Annotated in this window: 18 protein-coding genes; 15 read left to right on the top strand and 3 right to left on the bottom strand. The window is 62.3% G+C overall.

The window, feature by feature from the left end; all coding sequences use genetic code 11:
- The first annotated feature begins 218 nt into the window (after window positions 1-218).
- Window positions 219-1139, top strand: coding sequence for a polyphosphate kinase 2 (ppk2, locus tag NKH01_RS20655; RefSeq protein ID WP_352491852.1), 921 nt, complete (start codon window positions 219-221; stop codon window positions 1137-1139).
- Window positions 1140-1423: 284 nt separating this feature from the next.
- On the opposite strand, the gene NKH01_RS20660 is transcribed toward ppk2, so the two are convergent.
- The 3 genes from NKH01_RS20660 to NKH01_RS20670 all read right to left on the bottom strand — a co-directional run bounded on the left by NKH01_RS20660 (window position 1424) and on the right by NKH01_RS20670 (window position 4669).
- Window positions 1424-2071 carry a dihydrofolate reductase family protein gene (locus NKH01_RS20660; RefSeq protein WP_353022116.1) on the bottom strand — a complete coding sequence of 216 codons (648 nt, stop codon included), beginning with the start codon at window positions 2069-2071 and terminating at the stop codon, window positions 1424-1426.
- A gap of 399 nt (window positions 2072-2470) precedes the next feature.
- Window positions 2471-3502: a porphobilinogen synthase gene (gene hemB / locus NKH01_RS20665; RefSeq protein WP_023717267.1), complete on the bottom strand. Its 1032-nt coding sequence runs from the start codon at window positions 3500-3502 to the stop codon at window positions 2471-2473.
- Between the two features lie 87 nt (window positions 3503-3589).
- Window positions 3590-4669: a DUF2066 domain-containing protein gene (locus NKH01_RS20670; protein ID WP_353022118.1), complete on the bottom strand. Its 1080-nt coding sequence runs from the start codon at window positions 4667-4669 to the stop codon at window positions 3590-3592.
- Between NKH01_RS20670 and NKH01_RS20675 the strand changes: the two genes are divergently transcribed.
- From NKH01_RS20675 to NKH01_RS20740, 14 genes are all read left to right on the top strand, one after another.
- Window positions 4608-5651 (top strand): enoyl-CoA hydratase/isomerase family protein, encoded by a 1044-nt coding sequence (locus tag NKH01_RS20675; protein WP_353022119.1) that lies wholly within the window; start codon window positions 4608-4610, stop codon window positions 5649-5651. The two genes, NKH01_RS20670 and NKH01_RS20675, sit on opposite strands and share 62 nt — an antisense overlap.
- On the top strand, window positions 5648-6070 hold the full coding sequence (locus tag NKH01_RS20680) for a DUF6163 family protein (protein WP_023717270.1): 423 nt from the start codon (window positions 5648-5650) through the stop codon (window positions 6068-6070). The genes NKH01_RS20675 and NKH01_RS20680 overlap by 4 nt, the downstream gene beginning before the upstream one ends.
- 203 nt (window positions 6071-6273) lie before the next feature.
- On the top strand, window positions 6274-6789 hold the full coding sequence (ldtR, locus tag NKH01_RS20685) for a transcriptional regulator LdtR (protein ID WP_023674486.1): 516 nt from the start codon (window positions 6274-6276) through the stop codon (window positions 6787-6789).
- A 338-nt stretch (window positions 6790-7127) separates the two neighbouring features.
- Complete coding sequence (locus NKH01_RS20690; RefSeq protein ID WP_353022122.1) at window positions 7128-8381, top strand: L,D-transpeptidase family protein; 1254 nt, start codon at window positions 7128-7130, stop codon at window positions 8379-8381.
- 300 nt (window positions 8382-8681) lie between these two features.
- The gene (gene glyA, locus NKH01_RS20695) at window positions 8682-9995 is read left to right on the top strand and encodes a serine hydroxymethyltransferase (protein ID WP_352845118.1); all 1314 of its coding nucleotides are present in this window, start codon (window positions 8682-8684) and stop codon (window positions 9993-9995) included.
- A gap of 68 nt (window positions 9996-10063) precedes the next feature.
- The gene (locus NKH01_RS20700; RefSeq protein ID WP_352481232.1) at window positions 10064-10642 is read left to right on the top strand and encodes an invasion associated locus B family protein; all 579 of its coding nucleotides are present in this window, start codon (window positions 10064-10066) and stop codon (window positions 10640-10642) included.
- Between the two features lie 153 nt (window positions 10643-10795).
- Window positions 10796-11305, top strand: coding sequence for a transcriptional regulator NrdR (gene nrdR, locus NKH01_RS20705; RefSeq protein WP_352481231.1), 510 nt, complete (start codon window positions 10796-10798; stop codon window positions 11303-11305).
- Window positions 11306-11307: 2 nt separating this feature from the next.
- Window positions 11308-12438 carry a bifunctional diaminohydroxyphosphoribosylaminopyrimidine deaminase/5-amino-6-(5-phosphoribosylamino)uracil reductase RibD gene (gene ribD / locus NKH01_RS20710; protein ID WP_023717276.1) on the top strand — a complete coding sequence of 377 codons (1131 nt, stop codon included), beginning with the start codon at window positions 11308-11310 and terminating at the stop codon, window positions 12436-12438.
- A 30-nt stretch (window positions 12439-12468) separates the two neighbouring features.
- Complete coding sequence (locus NKH01_RS20715) at window positions 12469-13086, top strand: riboflavin synthase (RefSeq protein WP_353022125.1); 618 nt, start codon at window positions 12469-12471, stop codon at window positions 13084-13086.
- A 130-nt stretch (window positions 13087-13216) separates the two neighbouring features.
- The gene (ribH, locus tag NKH01_RS20720) at window positions 13217-13711 is read left to right on the top strand and encodes a 6,7-dimethyl-8-ribityllumazine synthase (protein ID WP_023717278.1); all 495 of its coding nucleotides are present in this window, start codon (window positions 13217-13219) and stop codon (window positions 13709-13711) included.
- Complete coding sequence (gene nusB / locus NKH01_RS20725) at window positions 13708-14208, top strand: transcription antitermination factor NusB (protein ID WP_023717279.1); 501 nt, start codon at window positions 13708-13710, stop codon at window positions 14206-14208. The genes ribH and nusB overlap by 4 nt, the downstream gene beginning before the upstream one ends.
- Window positions 14205-15422 (top strand): MFS transporter, encoded by a 1218-nt coding sequence (locus NKH01_RS20730; protein ID WP_353022128.1) that lies wholly within the window; start codon window positions 14205-14207, stop codon window positions 15420-15422. Before nusB ends, NKH01_RS20730 begins: the two co-directional genes overlap by 4 nt.
- Window positions 15423-15581: 159 nt before the next feature.
- Window positions 15582-16493 (top strand): glycine betaine ABC transporter substrate-binding protein OsmF, encoded by a 912-nt coding sequence (gene osmF, locus NKH01_RS20735; protein WP_352845113.1) that lies wholly within the window; start codon window positions 15582-15584, stop codon window positions 16491-16493.
- A gap of 42 nt (window positions 16494-16535) precedes the next feature.
- Window positions 16536-17702, top strand: coding sequence for an ABC transporter permease (locus NKH01_RS20740; RefSeq protein WP_353022130.1), 1167 nt, complete (start codon window positions 16536-16538; stop codon window positions 17700-17702).
- Window positions 17703-17706 lie beyond the last annotated feature (4 nt).

Consider the following 17706-nt stretch of genomic DNA (forward strand, 5'->3'; position numbering starts at 1 on the left):
CATTTGTAGGATAATTCGTTCCGCTTGTCGCCCGTGTTGCAGGGCAACATCGATCACATCTTACGGATTGGACGCGCAGCCAGCACAACAGCGGCTGCAATAAAACCGTCATTGCCGGCCTATACTAACATCGGTTCAGCACTTCGATTTCCGGCCGCCGGGCCGGGCGGCAGAGCGCCTGACAGCGGCCGACACGGCCTGTAAGCGGAGCAGCGCAAATGACCGAGATAAAACAGAATTCCCCGGCCAGGGACTGGCTGGAAGCGGAACTCGCCGACACGCTCGACGAAGATTATGAGCTGGAAATCTCTGAGCCGGCGCTGTCGATGGAGATCGCCAAGATCTATAAGAATGCGCATCCGCCATCGATCGACCGCCTGCAATATTTTCGCGATCTGATCACGCTGCAATCCGAATTGATCAAGCTGCAGTCCTGGGTCGCCTATCACAAGAAGAAGCTCGTCGTGGTATTCGAGGGCCGCGACTCGGCGGGCAAGGGTGGCGTCATAAAGCGCATCACCCAGCGGCTCAATCCGCGCATCTGCCGCGTCGTAGCACTACCGGCGCCGACCGAGCGCGAGAAGTCGCAATGGTATTTCCAGCGCTACGTTCCGCATCTGCCGGCCGGCGGTGAGATCGTGCTGTTCGACCGCTCCTGGTACAACCGCTCCGGCGTCGAGCGGGTGATGGGCTTTGCCCAGCCGGATCAGGTCGAGGAGTTCTTTCGCGACGTGCCGGATTTCGAACGCATGCTCGTCCGCTCAGGCATTACGCTTGTCAAATACTGGTTTTCGATCACCGATGAGGAGCAGCAGATGCGCTTTTTGATGCGCATCCATGACCCGATGAAGCAATGGAAACTGTCGCCGATGGACCTCCAGTCGCGCGTGCGCTGGGAACAGTACACAAAGGCCAAGGAAGAAACCTTTGCCCGCACCAACATCCCGGAAGCTCCCTGGTTCATCGTCGAGGGCAACGACAAGAAGCGGGCGCGGCTGAATTGCATCGACCATCTCCTCAAGCAAATGCCCTATGAGGAGGTGCCGCACGAGGAGATCACACTGCCCGAGCGCGTCTTCAATCCCGAATACGAGCGCCAGGTGCTGCCGCGCGAACTGTACGTGCCGGAGAAGTATTGAGGCTGGGCCTCCTTCTCCCCGTCACTATACGGGGAGAAGGTGCTGGCAGGCGGATGAGGGGGCGGCGCCAACCTCGACAATTGAACCCGCTCAAATCACTTCGTGGACTAAACTTATTCTGACGTCATATTGCCCTCGGTGGTATTGTCCGGCAGCGTAATCTTTGATCGCTTGCGCCGCCCCTCATTGCCCTGCCGGGCATTTCTCCCCGTATAGTGACGGGGAGAAAGGGGCTGCACCAAAGGGTTCGCCAATAGCGCAGACAAAAACGCCCACGCTACTTCCTAATCGCGCTCGATGATGACATGCGTGGCCTTCGGCGTCGCGACCTGCTCGCTGCAGCGGTAGCCGAGCTTGGGCATGTCGATGCCGGCAAAAAGGCTCTCGCCTGCGCCGAGCAGGACAGGTGAGATCGCCAGATGCATCTCGTCGATGAGCTTTTCCTTGAGATACTGCCGGATCGTAGAAACGCCACCGCCCAGCCGTACATCCTTGCCGTCAGCCGCTGCTTTCGCCTTCTCCAGCGCTGAGTGGATGCCGTCGGTCACGAAATAGAAGGTCGTGCCGCCCTCCATGACAATGGGATCCCGCTGATGGTGCGTCAGCACGAAGACCGGCACGTGGTATGGCGGATTGTCTCCCCACCAGCCTTTCCAGCTCTCGTCAGGCCACTCGCCGCGGATCGGCCCGAACATGTTGCGGCCGAGGATCCATGCGCCGACATTCTCGAAGCTGCGCGCCGCGAACATCTCGTCAGTGTCCGTGGTCCCGCCATCCTTGCCGAGGACCATCTTTCGGAAGGTGCGGGTGCCGAACATCCATTCGTGCAGGGCTTCGCCGCCAACACCCAGCGGGTTCTTGAGGTCTTGGTCGGGACCGGCGCCGAAGCCGTCGATCGACAGGGTGAAAGCCTTGACGCGAAGTTTGGACATGAGAGCCTCCTCGATAACCAATTGTGCGATGCAGCAGTTATCGGGTTAGCTTAACTGATTGCATTTTGCAAGCGGTTTTTTGAATCGCCGGGGCAATCGCTTCCAAATCATGTTGGAATGACCAATCTCAATGTTGGCGCCGTCCCTCATCCGCCTGCCGGCACCTTCTCCCCGTATAGTGACGGGGCGAAGGGGCTGGCCGCAACCTCGGCGATGTTTTTGCAACGCTGGAGATTGGCGAAATCTTTTGCGAACGCGTCTTTCTCCCCGTCACTATACGAGGAGAAATGCCCGGCAGGGCAATGAGGGGCAGCGCAAACCTGAAGCGATTGCCCTGCGGTGGCCATGTCGCGCTTTGGACGAAGGAACGTTACTCGATGTGGGCGCTACGGAGGCGCATCACCCCTTCAGCATCTCAGCCACTTCCGGCGCGAAATAGGTCAGGATGCCGTCGCAGCCGGCGCGCTTGAAGGCGAGAAGCGATTCAAGCATCGCCTTTTCCCCGTCGATCCAGCCATTGGCGGCGGCGGCCTTGATCATCGAATATTCGCCCGACACTTGATAGGCAAAGGTCGGCATCTGCAACTCGTCCTTCAGCCGGCGGATGATGTCGAGATAGGGCAGGCCGGGCTTGACCATCAGCATGTCGGCGCCCTCGGCGAGATCCTGCTCGGCCTCGCGCACCGCTTCGTCGGAATTGGCGTGATCGATGTAATAGGTCTTCTTGTCGCCCTTGAGCAGGCCGGCGGTGCCGACCGCCTCGCGGTAGGGGCCGTAAAAGGCGGATGCGAACTTGGTCGCATAGGACATGATCGCTACATCCTGAAACCCATTGGCGTCCAGCGCATCGCGGATGGCACCGATCCGGCCGTCCATCATGTCCGAGGGGGCGATGATGTCGGCCCCTGCCGCCGCCTGGATGACGGCTGCTGCCGTCACCTGCTCCACCGTTTCATCGTTGACGATAATGCCGTCGCGCAAGATGCCGTCATGGCCATGCGAGGTGAACGGGTCCAGCGCCGCGTCGGTGATGATGCCGATCTCCGGCACCGCGCGCTTGATGGCGCGGGTGGCGCGGTTGATGATGTTTTCCGGATCGAGGATGTGCGAACCGGTCTGATCGCGCAGGCCGAGCTCGACATTGGGGAAAGTGGCGATCGCCGGAATGCCAAGCTTAGCCGCGCGCTCAGCCTCCTTGACGGCGAGGTCGAGCGACAGGCGGAAGACGCCGGGCATGGCGGCGATCGGTTCGCGCACTTGTCTGCCGTCGACGACAAAGATCGGCCAGATCAGATCGTCGACCGAGAGCCGGTTCTCCTGGACAAGGCGGCGCGACCAATCGGCCTTGCGCATGCGCCGCAGCCGCCGGCTGCCGGTGATCTCGTCGACGCTGCGCGCGCCGGCAGGCTTTGCAGGGGTGAATTTGTTCATCGCCAAAACTCCGGATCGGGCGACTTTTACCACGAGCCCCCGCTGCTGACCAATGCGACACGATTGTGCCAGCGGTCCTGTCGGGCGCTATTCTGGTTGGCCATTGCCTGACAGGATCTGCGCAGCACCCCGCATGGCGACGCGGAATGCCTCGTCGAAGTTGACGCCGCGCACTTGCCACTTGTAGGTCTTGCCGGCCATGGCAAGCCGCCAATCGGCGATCCAGCCCAACTCCTTGTCGCTCCAGACTAGGCTGCCGGCCAAGAGCTCTTGGTTGCCGACAGTTCTCGCAAGCAATTCGGGTGAGAGCGCACGCACCTGTTCGAAAATCGCCCCGGTTTTTACCAGAGCGGCCTTGCTTGGAATGACGATCTTCATCGCCAACGGTCCGGCTGCCGATTGAAAGGACTCTGCCATATAGGGGCTTTCGTCTCCGTCGCTCGCCAAGACAAAATGCTGGCGTGCATCTTGCACAGCCAGCAGTACCGAGATGATCGGCCGCTCGCCGAGCCACGGCTTGCTGCCGAGCTCAGCAAGCACTTTATCGATCACCGGCGGCGTGTACTGGCAAGTGAGATCGTGCGGCCGGTCGTACGTGCCTTGATCATCATGGTTTGGAATACCTTCCATGCGATCGCGGTAGCGGAAGCTGCTGACGAAGCTGCCGGCCTTGTCGCGCAGTGCTGTCATCTGAGGTTTCGCCGGCAGGCGCTGGTCGCCGGATACCCGCACCAGCACTTTGTCGAGGCAGACCTTGAAGCCGGCCTGACGATGTTCTTCTCCCTGGCCATTGACGATGGTTTGCGACTGGTAGAGTTCGGCGAGGCTTGTCGCCAAGGCCGGATGGCCAGCCAGGCAGGTGCAGACTAACCCGATTGCCACCAGTGCAAGGCGCGAAAATCGAATCATAGACGACGTCCCCGTCGGTGCCGCGTTGCAACGCGCCTGCCATGACTTTTTCGTCATTACTGCCTCTAGCCGTCGATTGTTAGCACCGGCTTCCGGTCCGGGCCAGAGGCTGCGCTGGCGTGCCCGCCATTGACGCGGCCATGCGCCACGCTTTAGCACTTCACTCCCGGCGGGCGCGGGGAGGGATTCTCTGGCGATGGATTTTGGCGGAGGCGACGAGATTCGCTTCGAAAGATTGGGCAGGGCCGGCGTCGTCACGCTGACGCGGCCGCAGGCGCTCAATGCCGTGACCCACCGCATGGTCAAAGCGCTGGACAAGGCGCTGCGCAGCTGGGAGCGTGACGACGGCGTTGACGTCGTTGTCGTCAAGGCCGAGGGCAGGGCGTTTTCGGCAGGCGGCGACATCCTTCATATCTACGAGGCCGGCCGGGCAGGAAAGCCTCCGGTCGATTTCTTCGCCGACGAATACCGGCTGAACGCCCGTATCGCCCGTTTCAAAAAACCCTATGTCGCGCTGATCGACGGCATCGTCATGGGCGGCGGCGTCGGCATCTCCTTCCATGGCTCGCAGCGGGTGCTGACCGAGAACGCCCAGTTCGCCATGCCCGAGGTCGGCATTGGCTTTTTCCCGGATGTCGGCGCCAGCCATCTGTTGCCGGATCTCGGCGGCAGCTTCGGCATGTATCTGGCGCTGACCGGCAACCGCATCCGCCATGGCGATGCTTTGTGGTCGGGCCTGGCCACGCATACGATCAGGGCGGAGGATCAAGCTGGCTTTCTCGACCGGCTGGCGGCAAGCGGCGACCCGGAATCGGTGCTGCGCGGCTGCTTCGTCCCGGCCAAACGCGAGACCGACAGGCCGACGCTGGAAGTCATCGCCAGGCATTTCGCGCAGCCGTCGCTGGCCGATATCGTCGCCAGCCTGGAGCGGGCAGCCACTGCCGACGAGTTCGCGGCAAAGACGCTGGCCACCATCCGCACCCGGTCGCCGACCAGCCTGCATGTCGCCTGGCGCCAGATCAGAGCCGGGCAGACGTTGTCGATGGACGAGTGCATGAAAATGGAGTTCCGTATCCTCAACCGCATGCTTGCCGGGCACGACTTCTATGAAGGCATCCGTGCTGCCATCATCGACAAGGGCTCGACGCCGCAATGGCGGCCGGCAGGCATCGATAAGGTCAGCGCCGTCGACGTCGATGCCTATTTCGCACCGCTCGGCGAACGGGAACTGAAGTTGTGAGCGAGGCCGCCTCGAGACGCGTGGTGCTGCAGCCCTCGACGGTCGAGGTCATCTTCGCCTGGTTCCAGCGCGTCATCGCCGGCTACTGCCTGCTGTTCGGCATCTTGTACTGGATCCGGCTGATCGGCTTTTACCCCGGCCCCTTATGGCGCTTCGACCTGATGCCGGTGCACTGGCAGGTGGCGGCGGTGGTGCTGGCGGTGTTTTTTCCATTCGCCGCCGCCGGCCTGTGGATGCTGGCGTCCTGGGGGCCGGTGATCTGGTTCATCTGCGCGGTGACCGAGACGGTCATGTATGCCGGCTTCCCCGAGCTGTTCGGCCACCGGCTGCTGATCGTCGCCTCGCATCTTGCGGTGGCGCTGCTCTACATCGTATTCCGCGTGGTGATCTGGATCCAGAAGCGGCAGGCCCGGCGATAGCAATTCCGGTCAAGGATCGGTGGCTAAATCTTTAGGTTAATTATCCTTGCTCGGGTGACCGTCCGTTAAGCCTCTTTCGAAACCCCTTACCGGTAAGCTCTTGTTAGCCTTGGCGTTTAAGTCGAATTTTATGAGTATTCGATAGTGTCGCGATCAAGGTGAAGAACAAAAAATCACCGGGCGACAAACGAGAGGCAAAGACAATGATCAATTCGCGTCCGGCGGCGAAGACCGCCAACGTATCCGATGACCGCCGCGAGGCGATCCGTTCGCTGTACATGGAATCGCTGCAGCTGGTCGAGCGGCTACACCGCCGTCTGCTTGACGTGATCAAGGACGAATTCGACCGCAACGGCCGCTCCGATATCAACGCCATCCAGGCGCTGCTCCTGTTCAACATCGGCAATTCGGAGTTGACGGCCGGCGAGCTGCGCTCGCGCGGCTATTATCTCGGCTCGAATGTCTCCTACAATCTGAAGAAGCTGGTCGATCTCGGCTTCATCAACCACCAGCGCTCGCGCATCGACCGCCGTTCGGTGCGGGTTTCGCTGACGCCGAAGGGCAATGAGGTGGCGGAGGTCGTCGCCGGCCTATATGAGCGCCATGTCGGCTCGATCGAGCAGGTCGGCGGCATCAACACCGAAGAGTTCAAGCAGATGAATCGCGCCCTGCAGCGGCTGGACCGGTTCTGGAACGATACCATCGCTTACCGGATGTAGTCGCACCCGCCGCATAAAAATCCGAAGCTGGACCACGGGAGCGCTGCCGCGGAGCGGACCAAAGGCCGGTGCCGAAAAGCACCGGTCTTTCCGTTTCGTCAGGCCGGCCGATCCAAATTCGAGCAACAGCCACGTTGCCGCCATATTCCAGTGGAACCGAAGATGCGGGTGATGCTGGGGCCAAAGCCGTGCATTTGTCCTGTGCTCAAATCACTTCCCATGTGTTTTTACACCGAAGTGATGCGGGCCATGGTTGGCTAATTGTTAAGAAGCCAACTCTAGAGTGCGGGCGAGACCGCCCGGTAGGTTGAATTGTAGCAAGAATGTCTGGACCGTCCATGAGAACCAGCCGCCGTTTCTTCCTTTCAGGAGCCTCCGCGCTCGCAGCCGCTATGGTCGCCGGCCGTGCCAGTGCGCAGGATGTGATCGGAGATATCCTGAAATCCTCGGCCCGCGGCAATTGGGACGACCAGTTCGACGCCCGCCCCAGCCAGGGCGGCAAGGTGGCCTCGACGCTGCCGATCTTCAGCCTGCAGACCGTTTCGTTTACCGAGCAGGCGGTCGCGCAATACCAGAACATTGTCGCCCAGGGCGGCTGGGAGCCGGTTCCCGACACCAAGAAATTGCAGCTCGGCGTCGACGATCCCGACGTGGTCCCGCTGCGCAAGCGTCTGATGATTGCGGGCGATCTGGCGGAGAGCGCCGGCATTTCGACAGCCTTCGATTCCTACGTCGACTCCGCGGTCAAGCGCTTCCAGGCGCGCCATGGCCTGCCTGCCGACGGGACGCTGGGCCAATATTCTTATGCCGCGATGAATGTTTCGGCGCCAATTCGGCTCGGCCAGTTGCAGACCAATCTGCAGCGGCTGCGCGAGCGCGCCGGCACGCTGGGCAACCGTTACGTGCTGGTCGACATCCCGGGCGCCCAGATCGAAGCCGTTGAGAACGATCGCGTCGTGCTGCGCCATACCGCAATCGTCGGCAAAATCGACCGGCAGACGCCGATCGTCAATTCCAAGATCAACGAGATCATCGTCAATCCCTACTGGAACGCGCCGGTCTCGATCGTGCGCAAGGACATCATTCCGCTGATGCGGAAGGACCCCAACTATCTCAAGGACAGCCACATCCGTCTGTTCGCGCCGGATGGCAGCGAGGTTGATCCGCTGACCGTCGACTGGTCGACCGACGACGCCGAGAAGTACCGCTTCCGCCAGGATCCGGGCGCTGGCAACGCCATGGCCTCGGTCAAGATCAATTTCCCCAGCCCGGACGGCGTCTACATGCACGACACGCCGCAGCAGAGCCTGTTTGGCAAGATGATGCGCTTCGATTCATCGGGCTGCGTGCGCGTCCAGAATGTGCGCGACCTCGTCACCTGGATTCTGCGCGATACGCCGGGCTGGAATCGCCAGCACTTCGAGGCGGCGATCAAGAGCGGCGAGAACGTCCCGGTGCAGGTCACCAATCCGGTGGCGGTCTATTTCCTCTACATCTCGGCCTGGTCGACGGGGCCGGGCGTGGTGCAGTTCCGCGACGACATTTACGGCCTCGACGGGGCCAACGAGCTGCAGATCACATCCGCGCTCTAAGCAGCTGAGTTCATTTGCAAAAGGCCGCCGGAAGGGGCGGCCTTTTTTGTTGCCGTCGCGCTCTGAGCTTTGCGCATGATTCCGAAAATCGGTTCTCCACGGACCATATGCAAACCACGCGGCGCTGTTCACCGAGATCACGCTCACCGAGGCCCTGCTGAAGGGTCGGCAGGCAAGGAAATAGAGGCCGCCAGTCTCTCTGGCGCAATCCGGCCAGCAAATTTCGCGCAGCAAACGTGGCGGGCCGAAAGCAACTGTGTTAATGGCGCGACAGACCCCGAACCTTGAGGATTTCAGCCCATGGCAACAGCAGCGGCAGTGTCGAACAAATTCGAATCCTTCTTCGAAACCACGCTTGCCGATGCCGACCCCGAGATTTTCGGCGCCATCCGCAACGAACTCGGCCGCCAGCGCCATGAGATCGAGCTGATTGCCTCGGAAAACATCGTCTCGCGCGCCGTGCTCGAGGCGCAAGGGTCGATCATGACCAACAAATATGCCGAGGGCTATCCGGGCAAGCGCTACTATGGCGGCTGCCAATTCGTCGATGTCGCCGAGGAACTGGCCATCGAACGCGCGAAAAAGCTGTTCGGCTGCAACTTCGCCAACGTCCAGCCGAATTCCGGCAGCCAGATGAACCAGGCGGTGTTCCTGGCGTTGCTGCAGCCCGGCGACACCTTCATGGGCCTCGACCTCAATTCCGGCGGCCACCTGACGCATGGCTCGCCTGTCAATATGAGCGGCAAATGGTTCAAGGTTGTCTCCTATGGCGTGCGCAGGGAAGATCATCTGCTCGACATGGATGCGATCGAGAAGACCGCCCATGAGACCAAGCCGAAATTGATCCTGGCCGGCGGCACCGCCTATTCACGCGTCTGGGACTGGGAGCGTTTTCGCGAGATCGCCGACTCGATCGGTGCCTATCTGATGGTCGACATGGCCCACATCGCCGGCCTGGTCGCCGGCGGCATGCATCCGTCGCCGCTGCCGCACGCCCACGTGGTCACCACCACGACGCACAAATCGCTGCGCGGCCCGCGCGGCGGCATGATCCTTTGCAATGACGAGGACATTGCCAAGAAGATGAACTCGGCCGTCTTCCCCGGCCTGCAGGGCGGACCGCTGATGCATGTCATCGCCGCCAAGGCGGTGGCTCTGGGCGAAGCGCTGAAGCCGAGCTTCAAGATCTACGCGGAGAGCGTCGTTGCCAATGCCAAGGCGCTGGCCTCCAGCCTGCAGGAAACCGGTCTCGACATTGTCTCCGGCGGCACCGACAATCATCTGATGCTGGTCGATCTGCGTCCCAAGAACGCCACCGGCAAGCGCGCCGAAGCTGCCCTTGGCCGCGCCAACATCACCTGCAACAAGAACGGCATCCCCTTCGATCCGGAAAAGCCTTTCGTCACCTCGGGCGTTCGGCTCGGCACGCCGGCCGGCACCACACGCGGCTTCGGCCAGGCCGAGTTCCGTGAGATCGGCAAGCTGATCACCGAAGTGCTGGATGGACTGAAGGTCGCCAATTCCGATGAGGGCAATGCGGCCGTCGAGGCAGCCGTGAAGGCCAAGGTGGCGGCATTGACGGATCGTTTTCCGCTTTATCCGTATCTTGGTTGACCGACGCTAGTGACCTCCATGTGCGGGACAATCCCGGTGCGACAGCAAGGCACCTGCGGAGAAGCTCAATGATGCCAACTTTCCGTTTCGCCGGCTTTGGTGCCTTGCTGGCATCGGCTATCTTGCAGCTGTCCGGCCTCGCCTTGGCACAGACCGAGCCGACCCCGGCAGCACCCAAGACAGAGACCTTCGGCAGGTGGTCCACCACGGTGGACGAGGTCAACACCGGTGAGGATGTGCGCAAGACCTGCGCCGCCTCGACGGTCTTTTTCGACGCAAACGGCACCAGCGGCACCCTTACGCTAGCCATCTCGAATGGCGACGTACTGCCGCCCGAGGGCTATCCGAGCCTCATCATCGCCGTGAGAAACGGTGACTTGCCTAAGGGCGACAACATCCCGGCGGTGTTCCGCGACGTCAACGACAAGATCAAGGCTGGTTTTCATCTTATCGCCGACGGCCAGTGGATAGTGAACAACAAGCCCGAGACAACCCTCGCCATACTGCGTGCCATGCGCCGTACCAGCGCCCTCGATGTCAGCTTCGCCGACAAGCCGGTCGCGACCATATCGATGGACGGCTTCACCAAGGCCTATCGCTATCTCGGCACGTCCTGCGGCTTCCCGACCGGCGACGTCGCTCCCTGATTGGCGGATTGCCGTCCAACTGATTGCCGCTCTCGCAATTTTCCTCGTGCCTCGCTATCTCTGAGACGCGATCGGTCATCGGCCATACTTTGCCATCGTGGCAAAAACCTCTAAGCCTTTCGCTCCACGAGAATCGCGAACCGAAGGCTCTCCATGCGCTGTCCCTACTGCCAGTCCGAAGATACGCAGGTGAAGGATTCGCGCCCCGCCGAAGACGGCGCGGCGATCCGCAGGCGGCGCGTCTGCCCGGATTGCGGCGGCCGCTTCACCACTTTCGAGCGCGTCCAATTGCGCGATCTCGTCGTGGTGAAGAAGTCGGGACGCAAGGTGCCGTTCGACCGCGACAAGCTGCTGCGCTCGGTCGAGATTGCGGTACGCAAGCGTAACGTCGACCCGGAGCGCATCGACCGCGCGGTGACCGGCATAGTGCGCCAGCTGGAAAGCTCGGGCGAGACCGAGGTCGCCTCCGGCGAAGTCGGCCGGCTGGTCATGGAGGCGCTTAAGTCGCTCGACGATGTCGCCTATGTGCGCTTTGCCTCCGTCTACCGCAATTTCCGCGAGGCCAAGGATTTCCACGACGTGTTGGGCGAGCTCAAAGGCGACGAGCTCAAAAGTGACGAGCCCAGGGGCGGAGAGCTGAAGAGCGAAGAGGACGCCGGCTGAGCATGGCAGGGTCCGAGCGCAGCACGGCGAAGCAAGAGGTCCTCGATCGCCGCTATATGGCGGCAGCCCTCAGGCTGTCGCGCAAAAATGCCGGCCGGACGTCGACCAATCCTTCCGTCGGCACGCTCATCGTACGCGATGACGGCGACGGGCCAATGATCGTCGGCAGCGGCGTCACGGCCGTCGGCGGCCGGCCGCATGCCGAAACCGAGGCGCTGGCCGAGGCCGGTGAGCTGGCGCAAGGCGCCACCGCCTATGTAACGCTGGAGCCTTGCGCCCATCACGGCCGCACGCCGCCTTGCGCCAATGCGCTGGTCAGCGCCGGCGTGGCGCGGGTGGTTGGCGCTGCCAGCGATCCGGACCCGCGTGTTTCCGGCAAGGGCTACGCCATCTTGCGTGCCGCGGGCGTCGAGGTGATGGAAAAAGTGCTGGCGGCCAAGGCCGCGGAGCAGATGGCCGGCTATTTGATTCGATCTCTGAAAAAACGCCCGGAAGTGATTCTGAAGCTTGCGCTTTCGAGCGACAATAAGATCGGCGTGAAAGGCGAGGGGCAGGTCTCCATTACCGGCGATATCGCGCGGCGCGAAGTCTATCTGATGCGCGCCGAAGCGGACGGCATATTGATCGGCATCGGCACCGCGCTGGAGGACGATCCGGCGCTGACGGTGCGGCTGCCGGGACTTGAGAACCGTTCGCCGGCGCGCATCGTGCTCGACCGCCAGATCAGGCTGCCGGAGACCTCGAAGCTGGTTTCCGGCGTCGACCGGGTCCCGCTCTATGTCGCCGCGTGTGCCGAGGCCGATCCACGTCGGCGGGCCGCGCTCGAACGCACCGGAGTGCGCTTCATCGGCACTGAGACGTATGAAGGCGATATTGCGCTGCCGGAACTGCTCGAGGATCTGGCGGCGCTGGGCATGGCGAGCGTGCTGGTCGAGGGCGGCGCCAAGGTGGCCAAGGCGTTCCTCGACGAACAACTCGTCGATCGCATCGTGCTGTTTCAGGGGCCGGATGCGATCGGCGAGGACGGCATTGCATCGCCGATAGATGCCAACCATATCCCGCCGGGATTTCGCAAATTGCGCGACATGCGTTTCGGCGAAGACACATATGCCGAATGGACAAGAGACATTTAGGACCGAACTGATGTTCACTGGGCCAAAGTAATGTTCACTGGAATCGTCACCGATGTCGGCACCGTCGCCGCCGTGAAGCCGCTCAGGGAAGGCGTCGGTTTGCGCATCGACACCGCCTACGATCCGCAGGCCATTGCCATTGGCGCTTCAATTTCGTGCGGCGGCGTCTGCCTGACGGTAACGGGATTGCCGGAAGACGGCGCGAACGCACGCTGGTTCGAAGTCGAGGCCTGGGAAGAAGCACTCAGGCTGACGACCGCGATGGGCTGGAAATCCGGCACGCGCATCAACCTGGAGCGGGCGCTGAAGATCGGCGACGAGCTTGGCGGCCATATCGTGTCAGGCCATGTCGACGGAATGGCCGAGATCGTGGCCCGCAAGGAAGAGGGTGACGCCGTTCGCTTTACCCTGGAAGCACCGCGCGAGCTTGCCAAATTCATCGCCCCCAAGGGTTCCGTCGCGCTCGACGGCACTTCGCTCACCGTCAACAAGGTCGAAGGCACCCGCTTCGACGTGCTATTGATCCACCACTCGCTGACGGTCACCACCTGGGGCGAACGCCAGGTCGGCGACCGCGTCAACCTCGAGATCGACACCATGGCCCGCTACGCGGCGCGACTGGTGGAGGCGGCCAAAGAGGGACTTTGAGGCGATCGCCCATAAAGTCCATTCCCTGATGCGGCCGCCACCGGGTTGGCCTTGAACGTTCCTTCAGCAATCTTCCGCTTGCGATCAAACCGGCTTCGGCCTAAGTCACCGGCGATCCCCGGAGACATCTATGGCTGGCACATCCCAACACGGCAAAGCGTTCATCCGTCCGAAGAAGAAGGCCCACCTTCTTGTCATCGAGGCGCGCTTTCACGACGACCTTGCGGACGCGTTGCTCGAAGGCGCGACCAGCGCGCTCGACGAAGCGGGCGCGACATACGATGTCGTCACCGTTCCGGGCTCGCTCGAAATCCCGGCGGTGATTTCCTTCGCGCTCGACGGTGCTTCCGAAGGCGGGACGAGCTATGACGGTTTCGTCGCCCTCGGCACGGTGGTCCGCGGCGACACCTATCATTTCGATATCGTCGCCAATGAATCCAGCCGTGCCCTGATGGACTTGTCCGTGCAGGATTCAGTCTGCATCGGCAATGGCATCCTGACCACCGAAAACGACGAACAGGCCTGGACACGGGCCAGGCGCTCCGAAGGCGACAAGGGCGGCTTTGCGGCGCGTGCGGCGCTGACCATGATCGCCCTAAAGGAACAACTGGGAGAGCGAACGTGAGCGAACCCGCTTCGCCCGGCCAGCCTGCGGTTCGCCATGCCAACAAGCGCGGTGCTGCCCGCCTGGCGGCTGTGCAGGCGCTCTACCAGATGGATGTCGCCGGCAGCGGCGTGTTTGAGATCACCGCCGAATACGAGGCGTTCAGGCTCGGCAAGGAAGTCGACGGCGCGCTCTATCGCGAGGCCGATGCGCAATGGTTTCGCGCCATTCTTGCCGGCGTTGTCGAGCACCAGAAGACCATCGATCCGATTATCCGCCAGGCGCTGACCGAGGACTGGCCGCTGTCGAGGCTCGATTCGACGTTGCGCGCCATATTGCGTGCCGGCGTCTACGAATTGATGAAACGCGAGGACGTGCCGGTGGCGGTCATCGTCTCCGAATATGTCGACATCGCCAAGGCATTTTACGAAGAAGACGAGCCGAAACTGGTCAATGCGGTGCTTGATCGCGTGTCGCGCCGCGTGCGTGGCGAGGGCCGCGGCAAGGACGCCTCATGACTGCTATCGTCGTCGTTGAGGCCGGCAAGGAAGCGCGTCGCACCGCTTTCATCCTCGCAGCCTCGCAGGCGATCATCGGTTCGGCGGCACCCATCGCCATTTCCATGGGCGGACTGGCCGGGCAGTACCTCCTCGAAGCCGACAAGTCGCTGGCAACCGCGCCGATCACCGGCTTCAATGTCGGCGTGGCGCTCGGTTCCCTGCCGGCCGCGGCGATCATCCGCCGGCTCGGCCAGCGCGACGGCTTCATGACCGGCACTGCGGTCACAGCGCTTGGCGGGCTGGTCGCTACGTTGGCGCTGTTTCATGCCAGCTTCTGGCTGTTCGCTTTCGGCCTTGCCGTGATCGGGATCGGCGGTGCCTTTGTCCAGCAATTCCGCTTTGCCGCCGCCGACAATGCTCCGCCTGAATTCAAGGCGCGCGCCATCTCCTTCGTGCTGGCCGGCGGCATCGTCACCGCCATACTTGGGCCGCAGATCGTCATTTTCACCGGCGACCTGTTCTCGCCGGTGAAGTTTGCCGGCTCGTTTGCGTCCATCCTGGTGCTGGCGGCGGTTGGCGCCGCCATCCTCTCTTTATTGCGCATCCCAGCCAAGGCCACCGAGAAGGTGGAAATCGCCGACAGCGACGCCCGGCCGCTCTTAGAAATCGTCACCAGGCCGCGCTTCGTCGCGGCGCTGTTTTGCGCCATCGGCAGCTACGCGCTGATGAGCTTCGTCATGACCGGCGCGCCGCTGGCCATGGTCGGCTGCGGCCTTTCGACCGACGACGCCACGCTCGGCATTTCCTGGCATGTGATGGCGATGTTCGCGCCGAGCTTCTTCACGGGGTCGCTGATTTATCGTTTTGGCGCGGAGCGGATCGTGGCCATCGGCCTGGTGCTGCTCATTGGCTGCGGTATAATCGCGCTGTCGGGGTTGGCACTGTGGCAGTTCTGGACAACGCTGATCCTGCTCGGCCTCGGCTGGAACTTCAGCTTCATCGGCGCCACCGCCATGGTGGCTGACAGCTACCAGCCATCCGAAAAAGGCAAGGTCCAGGGGTTCCACGATTTCGTCCTGTTCGGCTCCGTCGCCTTCGCCTCGCTGATGTCGGGCGCGGTCTACAATGCCTGGGGCTGGGAGATGCTGAACTGGATGATTTTTCCGGTCGTCGCGCTGTGCTTCGTGGCACTGGGCGTGTTGAAGATGACGGGCTTGCGTGCGGCCAGCTGACGCCACGCTGTCGGGACGAGACAACAGCGGATTCACCCAAATCCGAACAAAATTATTGCGTCCATCACCCTTCTTATGAAACCGTGTACCCCGACGGGGCATCGAAGCCATGCTCATATGCGGCAGCCATATTCCGGTTCACAGCAAGGGATTTGTGAGATGTTTTCAATCAAGGTTCTGGCCGGCACCGTGCTGGCGCTCGGCATCACGGTGGCCTCGGCGAGTGCCCAGGTGGTGGTGTCGTCGAAGATCGACACCGAGGGCGGCGTGCTCGGCAACATCATCCAGCTGGTGCTGAACGCCAATAATATCCAGACCACCGACCGCATCCAACTCGGCGGCACGCCTGTGGTACGCAAGGCAATTACGGCCGGCGAGATCGACATCTATCCGGAATACACCGGCAACGCCGCATTCTTCTTCGAGAAGGCCGACGATCCGGTGTGGAAGGATGCCGCTAAGGCCTACGAGACTGCCAAGAAGCTCGATTACGACGCCAACAAGATCGTCTGGCTGTCCCCGTCACCGGCTAACAACACCTGGGCGATCGCCCTGGGTAAGGAGGTCGCCGATACCAACAAGCTCGTCACCCTTTCCGACTTCGGCAAATATGTCTCGGGCGGCGGCAAGGTGGTGCTGGCGGCGTCCGCCGAGTTCGTCAATTCGGCGGCCGCGCTGCCCGCTTTCCAGAAGACCTATGGCTTTACGCTGAAGCCGGACCAGTTGATCACGCTGTCGGGCGGCGATACGGCGGCGACCATTGCCGCTGCGGCCAACCAGACCAACGGCGCCAACGCGGCCATGGTCTACGGCACCGACGGCGGCATCGCGCCCTCCGGCCTCGTCGTGCTTGAGGACGACAAGGGTGTGCAGCCGGTCTACCAGCCGGCGCCGATCATCCGCGAGGCGGTGCTGAAGGAGCACCCGGAAATCGAGACGCTGCTGAAGCCGGTCTTCGCCAAGCTCGATCTCGTCACGCTGCAGGAGTTGAATGGCCGCGTCCAGGTTGGCGGCGAACCGGTCAAGGGCGTCGCCGAAGACTTTTTGAAAAAGAACGGCTTCCTCAAGTAAGGCGATTCCGGCGCGCCGCTTTCGAGGTGCGCGGATCGGCCGATGGGGGAGGGCGTGCGCATCCGGTTTGACAAGCTCGGCGTGGTTATCGCGGCGATCTCAGCCTATGCGGCTTTTGCGGCACCATTCGCCACGTTCCGCGCCAATCGCATCGTACCCGGCGAGGCGCGCTCGATCCTCGAATCTTTGCCTGCGGCGGTCGGTCCGCTATTGATGGCGATTGTTGTCGCAGCGGCGCTCATTGCATTGCTGAAAACGCCGCTTGCTCTGCGCCTCGCCGCCAGTGTGGTTGCACTTGCGGCGCTGGCGCTGCTGATCGGCGTTGCCGGCAGCTTCCTGACGCCCGCCGGCAACACCTTCGCCCGTATCTCGCCGGCTTCGGGCTTCTGGCTGTTTATCTTCGCCTTCACGCTTCTGCTCGCCGACGTGCTTACAAGGCTGAACCTGTCGCCGCAGGCACGGGTCGGCGTGCTTGTTGTCGCCGCAGCGGCGATCGGCCTGCTGCTGGTCTCGGGGAGCTGGAACAGCCTGTCGATCCTCAAGGAATATTTCAATCGCGCCGATAGTTTTTGGGCGGAAGGCTCCAAGCACGTGACGCTGGCGCTGGGTTCGCTGGCGGCAGCAGTGATTATCGGCCTGCCGCTCGGCATCCTCTGCCACCGCGTCGAGAAATTGCGGGCCGGCGTGCTCAACGTGCTGAACATCATTCAGACCATTCCTTCGATCGCGCTGTTCGGCCTCTTGATAGCACCGCTCGGCTGGGTCGCTTCGCATGTGCCGGGTGCTGCCGCGCTCGGCATTCGCGGCATCGGCACTGCGCCGGCTTTCGTCGCCCTGTTCCTCTATTCACTGCTGCCGGTGGTGGCCAACACCGTGGTCGGCCTTGCCGGTGTGCCGCGTGCCGCCAACGACGCAGCGCGCGGCATGGGCATGACCGACCCCCAGCGGCTGTTCGGCGTCGAGTTTCCGCTGGCTTTCCCGGTGATCCTCACCGGCATTCGCATCGTGCTGGTGCAGAATATCGGCCTCGCCACCATTGCCGCGCTGATCGGCGGCGGCGGCTTTGGCGTATTCGTATTCCAGGGAGTCGGCCAGACGGCGATGGACCTGGTGCTGCTCGGTGCCGTGCCGACGGTGGCGCTGGCCTTCGCCGCCGCCATCATCCTCGATGCAGTGATCGAAATGAGCGCCAGCAAGCGCAGGGTTTAAACGG

This window comes from Mesorhizobium sp. M1403, from assembly GCF_040317695.1.
In the GTDB taxonomy this organism is placed as follows: Bacteria; Pseudomonadota; Alphaproteobacteria; order Rhizobiales; family Rhizobiaceae; genus Mesorhizobium.